Origin of the sequence: uncultured Cedecea sp., assembly GCF_947498825.1 — a bacterium.
Lineage (GTDB): Bacteria > Pseudomonadota > Gammaproteobacteria > Enterobacterales > Enterobacteriaceae > JGM124.
On sequence record NZ_CANMLV010000004.1, the window covers coordinates 240,552 to 257,549 of the forward strand.

The window sequence follows — 16,998 nt, forward strand, 5'->3', positions numbered from 1 at the left end:
GTCAGGTATTTTATATCACCCGGCACAAAACAGGTATTTAACCCCCTGAATAAAGTGGGTTTTCATTATATTTAATAACCAGCCAGCTAAAAATCAGGTTAATTCGGTCTCTGTAGTCCCATTTATTGAATACATATACAAAAAGTGACGAATACGACAGAAATATTATTTAAAAACTGCTTCATAATAAAAAAAGTTACTACGCTCACATTTCAATACTTCGAAAAATTGACTGTTTGACTTTTAATTCTTTGTCAGGCGATATTAAAAAAAAGGCGTGTAACTACTCATCGTAGGCAAGACCTGAAGCTTTCTCCGCAGAAATCAAACCTGAGGGGAGCTTCAGGTTTTTTTTTGCTCTGAAAGCAGGAAAATCGAATATGAATCACTTGAAAACAGCGTTAGAGATCATCAAGCAGGTCGGTGGTGCTGAGAATATCGAGCATATTGGACACTGTTCTACCCGCTTAAGACTGAGTTTATATGACAACAGCAAAGTCAATGAAGCCGCACTGTCGAATACCGATGGCGTACTTGGCGTGCGTCTTAACGTGCAGTGCCAAGTGATTATTGGCCATGAAGTGGTGCAAGTTTTTGAAGCAGTACAGTCGCTGGTAGGCCCACAGCAGCCCGGTGAGAAAAAAAGTGCAGTCAAAGAAAGTCGTGGTGCACGAGTTGTTGATTTTGTTATCAGCGTCTTTCAACCATTAGTCCCTGCCATAGCGGGTGGCGGGGTACTAAAGTCACTTCTGCTGTTAATGGATGCTATCGGTTGGATGAGCCGTGATAGCTCGACGTATAAAGTACTGGATAGTATCGGTACTGCTCCCCTCTACTTCCTGCCGATTCTGGTGGCGATTACCACTGCGACGAAACTGAAAGTGAATATTCTGGTCGCCGTTTCAGCCGCCTCGGTCATGATCTTACCCGCAATGACGAAACAACTGGCCGAAGGGGCAACATTTATCTCTTTTGATCTGATTAATGTTGCCTACGCCTCCCAGGTCTTTCCCGCTATTCTGTGCGTGCTGTTATATGCCCAGACGGAGAAGTTATTTAATCGTTATTCGCCTGGGGCATTACGCATTTTCCTTTCGCCGATGCTTTCTCTGATGGTAACGGTACCCGCTACTTTGCTGGTCTTAGGACCACTGGGCTCTGAATTAGGGAGCGGGCTGGCAACGGTTATTTTGTGGTTATACGGTAAGCTGGGCTTTGTTGCGACCGGGCTATTGGCCGCGGTTTTACCCTTTATGGTCGCCGCCGGAATGCATAAACCGATGCTCCCTTATGCGGTAGCGTCCATGAGTCAATTTGGCCGAGAAATGCTCTATCTGCCCGCCTCACTCGCACACAATATTGCCGAGTCAGGTACTTGCATGGCGATCGCGCTTAAAAGCAAAGATAAAGTCATGAAGTCCACTGCTTTTTCTGCCGGAATTTCTGCCCTTTTTGGTATTACCGAGCCCGCTTTATACGGGGTCACGCTACTTCATAAAAAAGCCCTGTATAGCGTGATTATTGGCGGTGTGATTGGCGGGGCATTTATTGGCTGGATTGGTCTTCAAGCCTTTGCGTTGGTCGGCCCTGGCCTTGCCAGTATCTCGATGTTCGTCTCACCAGATAATCCGCTAAATATACTCTGGGCATTTGCCGGAGCAGGACTATCCTTCTTAGTCTCGTTTATCTGTGCGTTAATACTCTGGCGTGACAAAGCGAGCGAAAAAACCGCTGAACTCCAGTTCACCCGTCCGATTGAAGGACAGATAATCCCTCTTGAAAACGTTAACGACGATGTATTTTCCCGCAAAATTATGGGGGACGGTATCGCAATTATTCCTTCTCAGGGCATCTTGCGTGCTCCGGCAGATGGCACCGTGGTCAGTGTCTTTGATAGTGGGCATGCGCTGGGTTTATTGACAGACAGCGGCGTTGAATTGATTTTCCATATCGGGATAGACACCATCAAACTGCAAGGTGAAGGTTTCAGCCCGAAGGTAACAGAGGGACAGCAGGTAAAATGTGGCGATACATTAATTGAATTTTCAATCGATACCATTACCGCAGCGGGCCTCGACCCCGTGGTTGTTATGGTTGTCACTAACGGCGAACGTTTCACCCTTATCCCTGCAAATAAGAGCGAAAAGAATTCTGATCCTCATATCATCATGACACTTAAGGAGTCCATCTAATGGCAAAACAATCTTCATTTCCACAAGGTTTTTTGTGGGGCGGTGCGATTGCCGCAAATCAGGCTGAAGGTGCATGGAATGTCGACGGTAAAGGACCTTCAGTTGCCGATGCCATCACCTGGAAACCCAATTTATCGCTGAAAGATTACGACGGCCATATGGCTCTCACCGATGAAAACATCCAGGATGCTTTTGCTGGTAAAAATGATAAGTTGTATCCGAAGCGTCGTGGTATCGATTTTTACCATCACTATAAAGATGATATCGCTTTATTCGCTGAAATGGGCTTTAAAGTGCTCAGAATTTCGATAGCCTGGTCACGTATCTTTCCAACCGGAGAAGATGCAACGCCGAACGAGGCCGGTCTGCAATTTTATGAAAATATGTTCCACGAGTTGCGCCGCCATAATATTGAACCGCTGGTGACACTTTCACACTATGAAATGCCGCTGGCACTAAGTGAAAAATACAATGGTTGGGTACATCGCAATGTGGTGGATGCTTTTGTACGCTTTAGCAATGTCTGCTTTGACCGATATAAAGACTTAGTCCGTTACTGGCTGACATTCAATGAGATAGACAGTATTCATCGCCATCCGTTTACCACCGCAGGCATTCGGGAAGAGAAAAGTGAACCCGGCAAAGCAACACAGGATATTTACCAAGGGTTGCATCATCAGTTTGTCGCCTCAGCCTTAGTGACGCGTGATTGCCACGCCAAGATCCCAGGTAGCCAGGTGGGCTGTATGCTGACTAAACTCACCACCTATCCGCATAGCTGCCGTCCGGAAGATATCGAAGCCACACTGAAGAAAAACTTAGAAAACTATTTCTATGCCGATGTGCAAGTATTCGGCGAATATCCTCCGCTTATTTTGCGTGACCTGGCAAGTCGGGATATTCATATCACTATGGCAAGCGAAGATAAGCAGATATTAAAAGATTATACGGTCGATTTTGTCTCCTTTAGTTACTATATGTCGCTAACAGAATCGACCCAGCCAGATGTTGAACGCATTCCAGGTAATACCGTGCTCGGTGTCAGAAATCCTTGGTTACCGGCATCGGAATGGGGCTGGCAAATTGACCCGATTGGGTTAAAAATCTCGTTACTTGAGCTCTATGATCGTTACCAGAAGCCCTTATTTATTGTTGAGAATGGCCTGGGTGCAAAAGATGTTGTAGAAAACGGTAAGATCCACGACAGTTATCGTATCGACTATTTCCGTAGCCACTTTGAACAAACGCTGGCAGCAATTAATGAGGGTGTTGAGGTCATGGGCTTTACCACCTGGGGATGTATTGACCTCATCAGCGCCGGTACATCCCAAATGTCGAAACGCTACGGCTTTATCTATGTTGACCAGGATGACGAAGGGAACGGAACATTAAAACGTCTGAAAAAAGACTCCTTCTGGTGGTATCAGAAAGTCATCAGCAATAATGGCACAGACATGAGCTAGCTGGCTCATCCGAAGGAATAAACGTGATAACGATAAAAAAATCACTCAACAACAGTATGTTGTTAGTCGACAGCGACCAGCAAGAGATGATTCTTTTTGGTAAAGGGATTGGGTTCAATGCCAAGCCCGGGATGAAGATTGATTTAGCTCAGGTAGAGAGAATTTTTCTGCCACTCAGTGATATCAAAGGCCGTCACTTTTTATCGCTCACGGATACTATTCCTTCGGAATTTTTCGATATCAGCCATGAAATACTGCTTTTTGCCCGCAGTATTTGCGGGGATAAACTCAATTCAGTATTACTGCTTACGCTCGCCGAACATCTGCATTTTGCCGTCGAGCGCTGTCGTAAAGGTCAGATCGTTCTGAATAAGCTAAGCTGGGAAGTGAAACGTTATTATCCGCGGGAATACAGTATTGGCGTACAGGCACGTACCAAAGTGAATGACAGATTTAAGGTTGAATTGCCCGAAGATGAATCGGTGAATATCGCCTTTCATCTGATCAATGCAGGTGGCCAGGATACGGACAGATCTGCTCATCAACAGGTTGAATTAGTTAACCGTCTCGCCGCGATTGTTCACTACAAGCTGGGTAAGAATACTGATACCGAGTCCGTTAATTACATGCGATTTATCAATCATCTGCGTTATTTTTCTGAACGCGTACTGGCGGGAAAAATCATCATGAGCGAAGAAGAGGATTTTTATCAGGAACTTATGCGCTATCGCCCGGATGCCATGAATATCGCCTTTGGAATTCGTGATTATGTACAAGATAAATATCAACTGGCATTACCAAAAGATGAGCTGACTTGGCTAAGTATTCATATTAGTCGTTTGATTGACAAGCAATCCTGACCTGCAACTGACCTCTCTACTTTTTAAATCTCGTCTTCTGACCCCAAATTGATTCCATGCGACCGAGTGCCAGTAAAACAAAGAACGATGAGCTATGCCGTTTAAACATGAGGCCATCAACTGACCTCATGTTTTAGAACATTAAGCTATGGGTTTAACTGACTTGTTTTTGAACCGAGCCAGATGCCAGATTACCTTTATGGAAACTGGCTTGCCTTGGTGAAATACGTGCTACTGCCTCTGCAGAACAAGACGCATCAACCAAAACAAAACTCGCATCATCTCCACTCACCGGCCAAACCTGCTTACCTTTATCATCGAGCGGTAATACGTTACCCGTGGCAATGGCCAGAGAGCGTGACAGGGATAACTCGTCCGGGCGCGTATACAACTGAGCATAAAGATTGGCTTTTTCTAACATGTCACCTAAACCAAAAGGTGACCAGTGGTCCACCGCACTATCTGTTCCCGTCATCACAAAAACACCGTTCTGATTAAGTGTTTTTAACGGCATATGCAACGTACCAATAGGCACTGTCGAAGCAATAGTGATTTGTTGTTCAGCCAGTTGTTTCGCCATTTTATCGGCATCTTCAGGATTCAGCGTGGCCAGAGCAAAGGCATGACTTATTGTGACCTTACCTCGCAAACTGCGGTTTTCGTCCACGGTTTTAATCATATACTCAATGGCTGCGCGTCCGGCAGGACTGGTTTCATGGAGATGAATGTCCACTCCTTTATTATAATCCAGCGCTATCTGGAACATGGTATCGAGCGATTTTTCCATTGCACCATCAACATTAGTTGGGTCCAGTCCGCCGACGTAATGGGCTCCCGCCTGCATCGCTTCACGCATTAAAGGCTCTGATTTTGACAGCAATAAACCATGTTGTGGGAAAGCAACAATTTCACAGGTTAAATCTTGCTGACGGTCTGCTAAGACTTGTTGTAAAGCTTCTAAATTCTTTAATCCGGAGACCGGCTCAATATTACAATGGCTACGTGCAATGGTTGATCCCTTAGATTGGATCAAATCGATAAGCGCATTAGCACGTTGTTTAGTATAGGGTTGTAGCGCTGGCAACATGGTATGTTCCAGCGCAATCATATCCATAATCGTTTTACCTTCCCGGGACTCAGGCGCCTGCCATGGGCCACCGTAAAAAGTCTTATCCAGGTGAATATGCATATCACGAAATGCAGGTAAAATAAGCTTACCTTGGGCGCTATAGGCATTAAGCTGATTATCAGGATGCTGTTTATTCGCTAATACCGCAGCGATTTTACCATCTTTGATTTCGAGCGTATGAAGTGCCGTTTTAGTATGCGTAATCGTTGAGTCACGATAATCAAAACCTGTTTCAAGCAAAGCATCATCAAGGTAATAATGCTTATCTGTAATTCTTGAAACGCCGTTATTTTGTAACGGTTTATCCGTCTGCGTGGCAGCAATTCCTGACATTGAACCCAACAAGGTACAAGCGGCGGCTATTTTTGCGCTAGTTGATAGAAATGCTCTTCTATCAGAGGGTTGTTCTGCTTTCATAGAAACCTCTTGTGAGAGAGTAAAAAAAATTCATATTGCTTACGAGCAATAACGAACCAATAGAGAGTCTCTCTATTATTTTCTCAGTTAATAAAAATAATACTTACGCCACTTTAAACACGATAAATATAATGCATGTAAAACGTGGAAATTATTATCCCTGAATAATATGCGTCCCGGTTTCACCTCGTAATGCTTCAGTGAGTTTTTCTGGTGTAGTAATAATGACCCGCTTACCGCCGTTAGCAATAAATGACAGGCTCGCCTCAATTTTTGGCAACATACTGCCGGCAGGGAAATGGCCTTCAGCCATATAACGCTGCATGTCGGTCGTGCTGGTTTCACCCAGCGCTTTTTGTTCGGGTTTACCAAAATTCACACAGACCTTCTCTACGCCAGTGGTGATAATTAAAATGTCTGCGCGCAGCTCTTTGGCCAATAATGTGGTAGAAAGATCTTTATCAATGACAGCATCAATACTTTGATAGCCGCCCTTACCGTTGCTCACAACAGGAATGCCACCTCCGCCTGCCGCCACGACAATAAAGTCATTTCTAATCAGCGTCCGAATCGCACTCGACTCAACCACATGTTTTGGTTCCGGAGAGGCAACGACACGACGATAACCACGACCAGAGTCTTCAATAAAATGCCAGTCCGGGTTAGTACGTTTAAACTCTTCTGCCTGTTCCTGGGTAAAAAAAGCACCAATAGGTTTCGTCGGAGCCGTAAAGTTAGGATCGTTTTTATCGACTTCAACTTGCGTTATCACCGTTATCGCCTGGCGCTTACTTTTTGTCAGCGCATTACTCAGTGCTTGCTGAACTAAATAGCCAATCCCGCCTTGCGTGTCTGCCACGCAGTTGGTTAACGGAGTTAATGGTAATCCTTCCACTGTATGCGCGATTTCTGCCCGGCGTAAATCCAGCCCGACTTGGGGACCATTACCATGGGTCAGGACAATATTGTAATTACCCTCAAGCATATTGCTTATCTGATGAGCGACTTCCTGTACTGCTTTTTCTTGCGCTTCAATCGATTGGCTGCTGTTATCTTTAATAATACTGTTGCCCCCGATGGCAACAACCACGAGTTCTTTCATGTTATCGTCCTGAAATTGTGTTCGTGATAGTCGGTGGTTTAAAGCACCGACTATCAGAGATTGGCTTAGTTATGCGGATTTACTGACTTTTTCGGCTTCTGTCTCTACAGCAGGTTCACGACTATCCATAAAGTGCTTCACAACAAACAAAGCAGCCATCATCAGATAAGCATAAACAAACATCAGAGCAGTACCGGTTGCAATACCAACAGCAGGTGAGTGAATAACCCCAAAGAAGACAAGTAATGCCCCAAATGCTGCAGCAATAGCACCACGTAGCGGTTTATTCAGAATGGCGAAGATAGCAATACAGCCCCACAGCATACTGGCTAATGGCGCGCCGCTGCCTAAATGAACCAGACCCTGATAATAAACACCCTTGTGCAACATCGTTTCAATACCAATTCCACCTGCCGTCGTCCCTGCTGCACTGATAACATTATTAACGATGGTCAAAGCCCAGTTAGCAATCCATGGGAACATACAGACAAAGATAACCGGGACCTCTATTTTTGGCGTTTCCCTCACGACCTGGTTGGCCGTCACGATACCAATGAAGACCAGGATAGGTACGATGGCTGTCATCGGAATAATGGATAACATAAACGCACCTAATCCAAACAACGGCACGACAAACATGGTGATTCCCGATGCAAGGGTATAACCAATGCTTGCACCCATCGCTTTCCAGCCTGCGTGCCCCACATAAACGGTTACCGGGAATGGGTTACCCATAAAGCAACCAACGGTTGATGATAAGCCGTTAGCCAACATAACTTTGCGGGTATTGTATTCATCACCAGCCGCATGAGCACTTTCTATATTTTCAAGGTCAAAAATATAGTTCGCCAATCCGAGTGGTACGGCAGAGGCTAAGTAAGGGAGCGCATGTGGGATCCCTTGCAAAAAGCTATCAACATGAATGCTCGGTGGGTTGAAGCCAAAACCAGCCATTGAGGCTTTAATCGCTTCCGGACTTTGTAAACCCGATATCCATGCCAGAGCGGTACCCGCAATAAGAAGCAACAAACCGGTAGGAATACGCGCAAAAATAGGCTTTTTACCAAACCAGTTAATAAAGATTAACAGCAAGACGATAAATGATACTGTCGGCGCTTCAAATGCCTGTAGCATTGGGTTCATTGCCAGCAATAGCAAACCCAGCCCGGATAAACAAGACAACAACACCGTACGCGGTATCATTCGACGGATAGTATCACCCAGGAATGAACCACCGACTAAAATCATCGCTTCAACAAAACACCATACTAAGGCTATCTGAATAGCAAACTCAGCATTCTGTGTCGTTTGATATACAGGCATGATGACCAGAAAGGTCACAGTAAAAATAGAGGGTGCGCTAGGGCCTGATGGCAAAGCGGTTACATCACTGCGGCCAGTCTGTTTTATCATTTGCTGACCAAAATAGGCATAACAAATACTGGCAAGTAACACAGAGAAACCGAACGCAGGTGCAATACGCCCATACACAATTTCAGTTGGGATACCCACCACAAAGACCAGTAGCCCCATCATGGTGAGTAGGTTAGTAAGGTTGTTGGTCATTAACCCAAAGTAGGCGGCCAAGTCCCCACGTTTCCATTTGATACTTAATAGACTCATAATAATGTATCCCCTCAATATGCCTGATACTCATACCGGTCATACTTTGAGCTGCGCCTTAAATTATTCGTGTCTGTCCCACTTTGCAGGATATGCCCGGCGATATTTAAAGTTACAGTATTCATTGATGGCGATAATGGGTCAGCATATCTGTTGCTGTATTTTTATTGCCCAGCCGAAACTGGGCGTTATTTTGTAATTACTGGAAATCAGGCATATTTTTCCGCGTAAGACAGCATGGCTTTTTCAAAGCACTCAAATGGCGGGTGTACAATACCCGCTCCGATCATACCAATACCCGCATCTTTATGAGCAATAGCGGTATTGATGACAGGCAGGATGCCACTGGCAGCAACTTTAGTGATATCGATGGCGGTTGGAATGCCCATAAAACCAAGTAATGGGATGGTAACGTTCGGGTTTTCGCCCAACGTTATTTCACACATTTGTCTTGAGAAATCAATTGCTTCATCGACAGTACCACCAACAAGAGCAACAATAGCAGGTGCCGTTGCCATCGCAAATCCACCAATACCGTAAGTTTCAGTGATAGCAGAGTCACCAATATCTAAACCTGAATCTTCGGGCTTATAGCCGGCAAACATCGGACCAATAACTTGCTGAGACGGCCCCACAAACCAATGGCCAGGTAACCCGCTAATACGCAGGCCAAACTCATAACCATTACGCGCCATTGTCGTGACAACGGTGCTGTATTCGATACCATGAGCGGCATCCATAGAAGCTTTACACATTGCCATCCAAGTCGGACCTGAGAAGTAGTCACTGCTTGCAACGAAATCAAAAACTTCTTTTTGTTGCGCAACCGAAAAATCGGTTTGAATAATGCCTGGTGTCAGAGCCTGAATCAGTAATGTGGTGCCGGCATTGTTACGGTTATGGCATTCATCACCCATATGCAGGGCTTGAGCCAGCATCAGACGCAGGTCAATCTCACCAATAAACTTCATGGCATCGCGCAGCATCGGACCTAATACATCGCGCATCCAATTTAAGCGATCGATAACGCTTTGATCATTCGCACCCATGCGCAGAATTTTTGCCATCTGCTCACTGAGGTTCGTAAATGCACGGTTACCGTAAGTCTTGTTTTCAACAATGTGCATAAACATTGAAGCCGATGTCACGCCAGCCATCGAACCCACGCAGTCATGTTCGTGACAAGGAGAGAAGATAATTTCACCTGATGCAGCGACACGCTCTGCATCGGCGAGATCTTTGGCTAAACCTTCAAATACCAGTGCACCGGTGACGGCACCTTTCATCGCACCGCACATATCTTCCCAGGCAACAGGAGGTCCCGCATGCAGGATCGTATTTTTTGTCATGCCCGGAACGACGTTAATCGCCTGATCGTAGCCAATCAGTACCGGCTGAGACTGAATAATACGTTCAAGTGCCTGAGTATTTGCGGCGTTAATTTTTTCTTGTAATGAGCCGTTGCTTTCAATTTTATCTAACGCGCGAATAACCGCTATATTGCCCTGGCCCGGAGGTGTCCAGCTCAAGTGGGTGACTGGAACATGTTGTTTTTTCAGGTCATCGCTGAACATTTCGATGCCAACGTTAATGACATTTAAGGGTTGTTTAAATAATGAAGTCATTATGCTTTTTCTCCTTTCCAGACAAACTCGCGCCCTAATAAACCGGTATTGGTACTGCTACTTGCCCAAATAACATCAGCATCAGTAAGCATTTTGACCTGCGCATCGATTGCCGGCGTATCTTGGTCGGTACCTAATACATAACCTAAAATGATCAGTTCACGACCATCTTGCTTAGCGATATTTTTAGCGGTTTTAATGGCATCAATCATCACGCCAACAGGATCTTCGTGAGAACCAAAACCTAATACGAAGTCCATCATAATGACGCCAACTTCAGGATCGCGAGCTTCTTGCAACAAACGTTCAATACGGTTAGTTGGATCGATCATTGGGTGAGGTTTACCATTGGTAAAATCATCATCACCAAAATCAAGGAAAGTATGAGCAATACTGGTATTGATATCTTTTAAACGATATTCAGGGTTAGGCTGAATATTGCTGTAAACATCATCATATTTCTCAAGGGCAGCAAACATCGCTTCGTCACATAACGTTCCACCACAGAACAAGCCACGGATATACTTTTGCTCTGGCGCTAACTGAGCACGAACTTCTTCGATTAGTGGCCAGTTAAGCGAGTGCAGATTTAAATCTTCTTTTTTAACACCTGTCAGCAATACGGCTTGCAATGCAGCTTCTTTGGTACCTTTTGCAAAGGTTAAACCAGGTTTATCTTCAGGCAATGGCTGGCTGCCGAGGAAGCAGACAACAACGGGCTTCTGGCATTTTTCTGCCTGCTCAAGAACCTTTTTAGCAACAGCCGGAGCGGGTGGTTTAGAGACAAGCACAATGACTTTTGTTTCTTCATCGGCATCAAGCATTTTCAGGGCATCAATCATCATAATGCCGCCGATTTTTTCACTCAGATCGCGACCGCCGGTACCAATTAATTGTGAGACCCCTGCGCCAAAATCATGGATTCGGACGCTCAGCTCTTGGCTACCGGTGCCTGAAGCACCAATAATACCAATGCTTCCACGACGAACACTGTTACCAAAACATAATGCAGTGCCGTTGATAATCGCCGTTCCACAGTCAGGTCCCATCATTAAGAGACCTTTGCTGCTGGCCAGTTTTTTCAGCGCTAACTCATCATCAATAGATACGTTATCCGAGAACAGCATGACGTTAAGATCATTTTCTAATGCCAGACGGGCTTCACGCGCCGCAAACTGGCCGTTAACAGAAATAATCGCAAGATTGCTGTCCGGAATATGCGTTTTGGCAGAATTTATCGTGGCGTACTTCGCTTCATGAGAGCCACCGCCTTGATTTTTTTTATTAAATAAATCTTCAATACCGGCGAGTATTTCTTCGTTGGCTTCATCGCTTGGGCCTTTAATGACAATCATCAAATCGCCATTTTTAGCCTCTTCCAGTTCAGGAGTTAATAAACCTAAATTTCTTAATACACCCTTATTCATCTCTGTTGCCATTGCTACAAATGCTTGTTCAACGTTATCGAGTTGATTCGCCTTAGTAGAAATGGACATCAGTGACACAGAATCGAAATAGGTATTCTTTTTTATGACAACTCTAGTCGACATATCTTTCTCCGAAATAATGGGTAAGATACAAAGCATCCCGAATGCCAAATAGCATGTCGCTGCCTGAACTGGACCCGATATTTAAAATATTCAAAAACTGCAAATTAATTTTACTTTCATCCGCATCAACTAATGCCTGGATCAGTTGACACATATTTTCGCGATACTCATGCGCCAAAGCTTTTTCCAGAGTAATAGCACTAACAGGAGTCGTATTTTCAATTCCCTGCATGACTCCTTGATAAAAATGAGGATAAACCATATCAACAGGATGATGTTTCAAGAGCATAAAGGCCATAAAACCAACAAGATAATCATCTCCTGAAGGAGTTAGCCCTATACCTAATCCGACAAACTGCCTAATAACATCAGCCAAATTTTGATATTGTTTTTCCTGTAGCAAAACGACTAAGCATCTGCGCAGTTGATTTAATTTTTCTGCCGCAGCCAAGTAAAATAAATTGTCACCCTGATAATTAAAAAGAGAACTTGTCCCCTCAGCCAAAATACTATCTAGTCGGTTTATCTGTTTTAATAAAAATGACTGATAACATGCTTTACTGTTCTTATCATGAGTAAAATAAATAACAGGCTGTTGCCATACCTCACATAATGAGAATGATAACCAGTAATTAGAACCAATACTCATTTTCCCATTTAGAATCTGGCAATCGTCACTACTTTCAATGCCTAAAGTCGATAAGTTCTTATTCAATAACCGGCAACTGTTTGGTGCATTGTCTAGCTGAGAACTTAATAAAGTAAAAATCTGATTATCAATGACAATGTTAATGGCTTTATTAAAAACTTGATCAATTTTTCCTGAGAGCTGCGGCTGGTTAAGCAGATTAAAAAAATGCGTGTCAGCCGTTAGCCCGTATAATATCTGCCGATGAGAGGTCGTATTCTTCACAATTTCCCTTATCAGCAGTTTATCTCAGCGTTTACGCACCCGCCGCAACAAGCAGTGCTGCAATTTCGGTATAGCCTTTCTCTTTTGCCAGCTCTAATGGTTTCTTACCATACTTATCTGTCATATGTGGATTCGCACCATTGTCTAGTAATAACTTAACAATTTGCTGCTGCTTATCCCCACCATCATTAAGTACGATGGCTTCCAGTAAGGGGGTCCAACCAACAAAATTCGTGTGGTTAACATTGATGTCTGTTTTTTCGAGGAGTTCACGAACGATTTCTACATGGCCTTTCTCACTGGCCGGAGTAATACCCACACCGCCAAAACGGCTTAACAAATCTAAATTAGGATTTGCAGGTAACACCAGGCGTAACAAGGTTAAATCGTTGTTCAGACAGCTCAGAAGGAAGGGATTGAAACAGGTTTGATCTTGTTTATCGATGTCTGCGCCAGCATTAATGAGGAATGAAACGCACTCATAATGTTTGTTTAAGCTGGCATTTATTATCGCAGTACGCCCTTGACGATTTGTTACGTTAATATCAACACCGTTATCAAGGCATTTTTTTAATGTCTCTAATTGGCCTTGCTCTGCTGCGGTTAAAAAATCCTGGGCCAGTGTACTGGAAGTCATAACGCTCTCCTCTGATAGCCAACATTAATAAATAAAAATCTAACAATATTTAATATACCCGAAGCATAGCAATTGAAACTAATAAAAAGAATCCATTTAAATTTAATTCATCAATAAGTCGCCAAACTATTGAATTAAATTCAACAATCGGCCAATTGTGTGCGTAAAAGCATCTTTTTTTGACCAGTCGTGATGATTTTTGGTTGTTTTTTAATCTAAATTATAAATATATTTTTATCAGATCGGAAAGTTATCAATGATTCGAGCAGAACTGTGACAGAGATCAAATTCACTGTTCAAAGAATGTTAATATTGTAAGTAATTTATTCATAACAGGCAGGGGCTTCCCTTTTTTTAACAAAAAAAAACCTGAGTAAACAAACCATATCAATTACTTATGATAAAATTAATTTGTTACTGCGCTGCGCATATGTTACATAAAAGAAAATGAAAGATTAATCATTTCATACAGATTAACATTTCTGTTAACTTACAACAATAGCGCAAAAATCATACAAAACTTCATGCTGTTGAATTATATTCACATATATTGCTATCTGATGACTGGACTAAGATATTGCTGAATTTCACCTGCGGTCTCTTGAATAATTTTTCACAGGTCCCCAGAATCATTTAAGTTGCTGATTCTTGTACTACTCAACTGGAAGAATATCCATGAACTCTATTTTTACCGAAGAAAACTTACTGACTTACACCACTGCTGCTAAATTAGCCAGTTTTAGTAAGGCAGCAGAGGAATTGGGTATTACCACATCAGCAGTGAGCTATACGATAAAGCGCATCGAAACGTATCTTGATGTCGCACTTTTTATACGTGACACACGTAATATCGAACTTACAGAAGCAGGCTATTACTTTTACCGTAAAGCAACTGATTTATTGAATAATTTCCATCTGATTAAAAAAGGAATTTATTCTATTGAGCAAGGTATTGAAGCTCGGGTACGTATCTGCATTAACCAACTATTATATACTCCCTATCATACTGCGAGATTACTACAAATACTCAAAACACAATTTCCCACCTGCCAGATTACAGTAACCACTGAAGTATATAATGGAGTGTGGGACGCGATTATCAATAATATGTCTGATATTGCCATCGGTGCACCCGGCACGTTGATGGATGGCGGAGGTATCGACTATACAGAAATTGGCGCTATCCACTGGGAATTTGCTATCGCCGCAACGCATCCGTTGGTATTAATGCCTGAACCTATTGCAGAAAGTCAGCTACGGCTCTATCCCAATATTATGGTAGAAGATACTGCTCATACTATTAATAAACGTATCGGCTGGTTACTGCATGGTCAAGAGGCAATTCAAGTGCCTGATTTCAACACAAAATGTCAGTGCCAAATACTCGGAGAAGGTATTGGCTTCCTGCCTGATTATTTAATCAAAGATCATATAAAAAATGGCTTATTGGTGATAAAAAAAATTCAAAACCCAAGACAAGATTCTCATCTACTATTAGCAACTCAGCATTCAGCAACAGGTCTCGTAACTCAGTGGATACGTAGAGAATTTGTCGATAACGGTATTTTAGCCAAATTGTACAGCGACATTCTAAAACCAATTAATTAAGCATATCATAAACTTAAACATGAGGTGAGTTTACATTACCCAATTCAAAGTCTTGTACACATCAGCAATATCACGAACGGAATATTTTTTATGTTTCAGAGCATCTGCTTTTTCATAAGAATTTTCCCTCGTCCTTGTAAGAAAATTCTTTATTTTTTTGTCGCTTAAATAACAAACGAACCAGAGAAAATGATAATAATAAAATAGAAAAGATAAAACAGGCCACCAGACAAACTAAACGGCACTGTCTACCAGCCGAAAAATTTGATATTCGTCACACTGGATCGCCCCGAGAATGCCATTTTTATCTCTGTACATTTTCAATAGCTATCTCATTGAATTATATATTGTAATTTGGGCGGCAATGTTAAAAAAACCGTCTTGCACTTCTAATGTGCATGAAACTGTCCTGCGGAACGTGAACACATTCGTGACTTTTAAGCCATTTTTCCCTAAAATTATTTTTTTTTAGGTGCTTTTCAACTATAGTTACGGTTTACTTTTAAAATCATTCAGGTACATGGAAAAATGAAAAAAAACGCTACATTAGCCTTAATTTGCGCTTCTATTTTTTTAGTTCAGGGTTGCGCTAATGTTAAAAAAACGGATGATTCCGCAATAAAAAATAAGCCTGTTCAAAATATTCAACCCGTTCAGCCTGCTCCGGCTGAGCCTGCCTTTGAGCCAGCTCAAATAATAAGACCCGCTCAAACAACGCAGCTAGCTTCGTTACAAAAATGCCTTAGTGATGCAAGCACGTTAATTAAATTAAACAAAAAATATCAAAAAAATTACGACGCCCTGTATGTTTTAATTAATGATGCAAAACTCTACGCGTCGTTATCTAGCGAAACTTCCGAAAATGTAAGATCAACTATCGCACCACTTTTCGAATATGAAATTAATAATAAATGTAATGATATATCTCAACTCTTGATTGATGCGTTTAAGTATAAAATTAAACAAACTGCAACATTAAACGGTAATTCATGATGAAACCTGTTGGGATTCCATTTCGCCATTTCGCTTTAAAAGGAAGTGTCAAGGCACTTTTTTTTTGTTCCCTGATCGTTCCGAATGTAGCCACTGCTAATAACGAGGGCTTCCTTGACGACATATCAAAACTGGAAGTGAAACAGCACCCGCTTCAGCCGGGAAATGGAACGACGACATATCAGAGCAAATCCGAGCTTGCGGCAGCTGCCGCACAGAAGAAACTGGAAGAAACTACACGTAGACTTTCAGCTCAAATCGCCACGCTAAAACAGCAACAACTTCAAGAAAAAAATACCGCCAACGCCCTGAGAAAACAGAATGCTGAACTAACAGCGGCGGCGGCGGCGGCACAGAAAAAACTTGATGACACTGTTCGTACTCTTACTGCCCAAATAGCGACTCTACAGCAACAAAGTGGCAGTCAAGAGACCGGTGTACTGAGTCAAAAGAATGCTGAACTGACAGCCTCTCTGGCAGCTGCACAAAAAGCGCGGGATGAAACAACCCGAGCAATTGCTACTCTGAAACAGCAAAATGCCGAGCTGAGTTCAGCAATGCAAAAAACGCAGGATAAAAATGCCCGTGAACTTTCAGAGCAAGTCTCTGCTCTCAATAAAAAGAACACCGAGCTGACAGCAACCGCTGCTGCTACACAGAAAAAGCAGGATGAAGCCGCCAAGGCCCTGAATGCTGAAATCGCCAGCCTGAAGCAGCAGAACGCCCAGCTGCAGGCCGGAGAGAAAGAAACCCTTGCTGCCCTGAACAAGAAAAATGCCGATCTGACGGCTGCTGCCGCTGCCGCCAGCGCCGCACAGAAAAAGCAGGATGAAGCCGCCAAGGCCCTGAATACTGAAATCGCCAGCCTGAAACAGCAGATCGCCCA

General features: G+C 43.1%; 12 protein-coding genes and 1 pseudogene. 6 read left to right on the plus strand and 7 right to left on the minus strand.

Features of this window, described 5'->3' with window-relative positions:
- Positions 1-380 precede the first annotated feature (380 nt).
- The 3 genes from Q1A40_RS07470 to Q1A40_RS07480 are packed head-to-tail and all read left to right on the plus strand — an operon-like array spanning position 381 to position 4,515.
- Entirely contained in the window at positions 381-2,192 is a 1,812-nt protein-coding gene (locus Q1A40_RS07470; protein WP_299998889.1) for a beta-glucoside-specific PTS transporter subunit IIABC, read from the plus strand.
- Positions 2,192-3,655: a glycoside hydrolase family 1 protein gene (locus Q1A40_RS07475; RefSeq protein ID WP_299998891.1), complete on the plus strand. Its 1,464-nt coding sequence runs from the start codon at positions 2,192-2,194 to the stop codon at positions 3,653-3,655. Before Q1A40_RS07470 ends, Q1A40_RS07475 begins: the two co-directional genes overlap by 1 nt.
- A 23-nt stretch (positions 3,656-3,678) precedes the next feature.
- The gene (locus Q1A40_RS07480; RefSeq protein WP_299998893.1) at positions 3,679-4,515 is read left to right on the plus strand and encodes a PRD domain-containing protein; all 837 of its coding nucleotides are present in this window, start codon (positions 3,679-3,681) and stop codon (positions 4,513-4,515) included.
- Positions 4,516-4,669: 154 nt separating this feature from the next.
- On the opposite strand, the gene Q1A40_RS07485 is transcribed toward Q1A40_RS07480, so the two are convergent.
- The 7 genes from Q1A40_RS07485 to Q1A40_RS07515 form a co-directional block, all read right to left on the minus strand.
- The gene (locus Q1A40_RS07485) at positions 4,670-6,061 is read right to left on the minus strand and encodes an amidohydrolase family protein (protein WP_299998895.1); all 1,392 of its coding nucleotides are present in this window, start codon (positions 6,059-6,061) and stop codon (positions 4,670-4,672) included.
- 154 nt (positions 6,062-6,215) lie between these two features.
- Entirely contained in the window at positions 6,216-7,163 is a 948-nt protein-coding gene (locus Q1A40_RS07490; RefSeq protein WP_299998897.1) for a carbamate kinase family protein, read from the minus strand.
- Between the two features lie 69 nt (positions 7,164-7,232).
- Positions 7,233-8,786 carry a xanthine permease gene (locus Q1A40_RS07495; RefSeq protein WP_299998900.1) on the minus strand — a complete coding sequence of 518 codons (1,554 nt, stop codon included), beginning with the start codon at positions 8,784-8,786 and terminating at the stop codon, positions 7,233-7,235.
- 209 nt (positions 8,787-8,995) lie between these two features.
- Complete coding sequence (locus Q1A40_RS07500) at positions 8,996-10,411, minus strand: DUF1116 domain-containing protein (RefSeq protein WP_299998902.1); 1,416 nt, start codon at positions 10,409-10,411, stop codon at positions 8,996-8,998.
- Positions 10,411-11,961 carry an acyl-CoA synthetase FdrA gene (gene fdrA / locus Q1A40_RS07505; RefSeq protein WP_299998903.1) on the minus strand — a complete coding sequence of 517 codons (1,551 nt, stop codon included), beginning with the start codon at positions 11,959-11,961 and terminating at the stop codon, positions 10,411-10,413. Before fdrA ends, Q1A40_RS07500 begins: the two co-directional genes overlap by 1 nt.
- Entirely contained in the window at positions 11,951-12,874 is a 924-nt protein-coding gene (locus Q1A40_RS07510; protein ID WP_299998904.1) for a DUF2877 domain-containing protein, read from the minus strand. The genes fdrA and Q1A40_RS07510 overlap by 11 nt, the downstream gene beginning before the upstream one ends.
- A gap of 31 nt (positions 12,875-12,905) precedes the next feature.
- On the minus strand, positions 12,906-13,511 hold the full coding sequence (locus Q1A40_RS07515; protein WP_299998906.1) for an ankyrin repeat domain-containing protein: 606 nt from the start codon (positions 13,509-13,511) through the stop codon (positions 12,906-12,908).
- 675 nt (positions 13,512-14,186) lie between these two features.
- On the opposite strand from Q1A40_RS07515, the gene Q1A40_RS07520 reads away from it, so the two are divergent.
- From Q1A40_RS07520 to Q1A40_RS07530, 3 genes and pseudogenes are all read left to right on the plus strand, one after another.
- Complete coding sequence (locus Q1A40_RS07520) at positions 14,187-15,119, plus strand: LysR substrate-binding domain-containing protein (protein ID WP_299998908.1); 933 nt, start codon at positions 14,187-14,189, stop codon at positions 15,117-15,119.
- 528 nt (positions 15,120-15,647) lie between these two features.
- Positions 15,648-16,112 carry a hypothetical protein gene (locus Q1A40_RS07525; protein WP_299998910.1) on the plus strand — a complete coding sequence of 155 codons (465 nt, stop codon included), beginning with the start codon at positions 15,648-15,650 and terminating at the stop codon, positions 16,110-16,112.
- Positions 16,109-16,998 (plus strand): annotated as a pseudogene (locus Q1A40_RS07530) (cell envelope biogenesis protein TolA); the annotation flags it as partial. The gene Q1A40_RS07525 and the pseudogene Q1A40_RS07530, both read left to right, overlap by 4 nt.

Coding starts and splice junctions, on each gene's coding strand:
- Q1A40_RS07515 (WP_299998906.1), bottom strand. CDS start 13,511: ATGACTTCCAGTACACTGGCCCAGGATTTTTTAACCGCAGCAGAGCAA.
- Q1A40_RS07485 (WP_299998895.1), bottom strand. CDS start 6,061: ATGAAAGCAGAACAACCCTCTGATAGAAGAGCATTTCTATCAACTAGC.
- Q1A40_RS07500 (WP_299998902.1), bottom strand. CDS start 10,411: ATGACTTCATTATTTAAACAACCCTTAAATGTCATTAACGTTGGCATC.
- Q1A40_RS07495 (WP_299998900.1), bottom strand. CDS start 8,786: ATGAGTCTATTAAGTATCAAATGGAAACGTGGGGACTTGGCCGCCTAC.
- Q1A40_RS07470 (WP_299998889.1), top strand. CDS start 381: ATGAATCACTTGAAAACAGCGTTAGAGATCATCAAGCAGGTCGGTGGT.
- Q1A40_RS07490 (WP_299998897.1), bottom strand. CDS start 7,163: ATGAAAGAACTCGTGGTTGTTGCCATCGGGGGCAACAGTATTATTAAA.
- fdrA (WP_299998903.1), bottom strand. CDS start 11,961: ATGTCGACTAGAGTTGTCATAAAAAAGAATACCTATTTCGATTCTGTG.
- Q1A40_RS07475 (WP_299998891.1), top strand. CDS start 2,192: ATGGCAAAACAATCTTCATTTCCACAAGGTTTTTTGTGGGGCGGTGCG.
- Q1A40_RS07520 (WP_299998908.1), top strand. CDS start 14,187: ATGAACTCTATTTTTACCGAAGAAAACTTACTGACTTACACCACTGCT.
- Q1A40_RS07525 (WP_299998910.1), top strand. CDS start 15,648: ATGAAAAAAAACGCTACATTAGCCTTAATTTGCGCTTCTATTTTTTTA.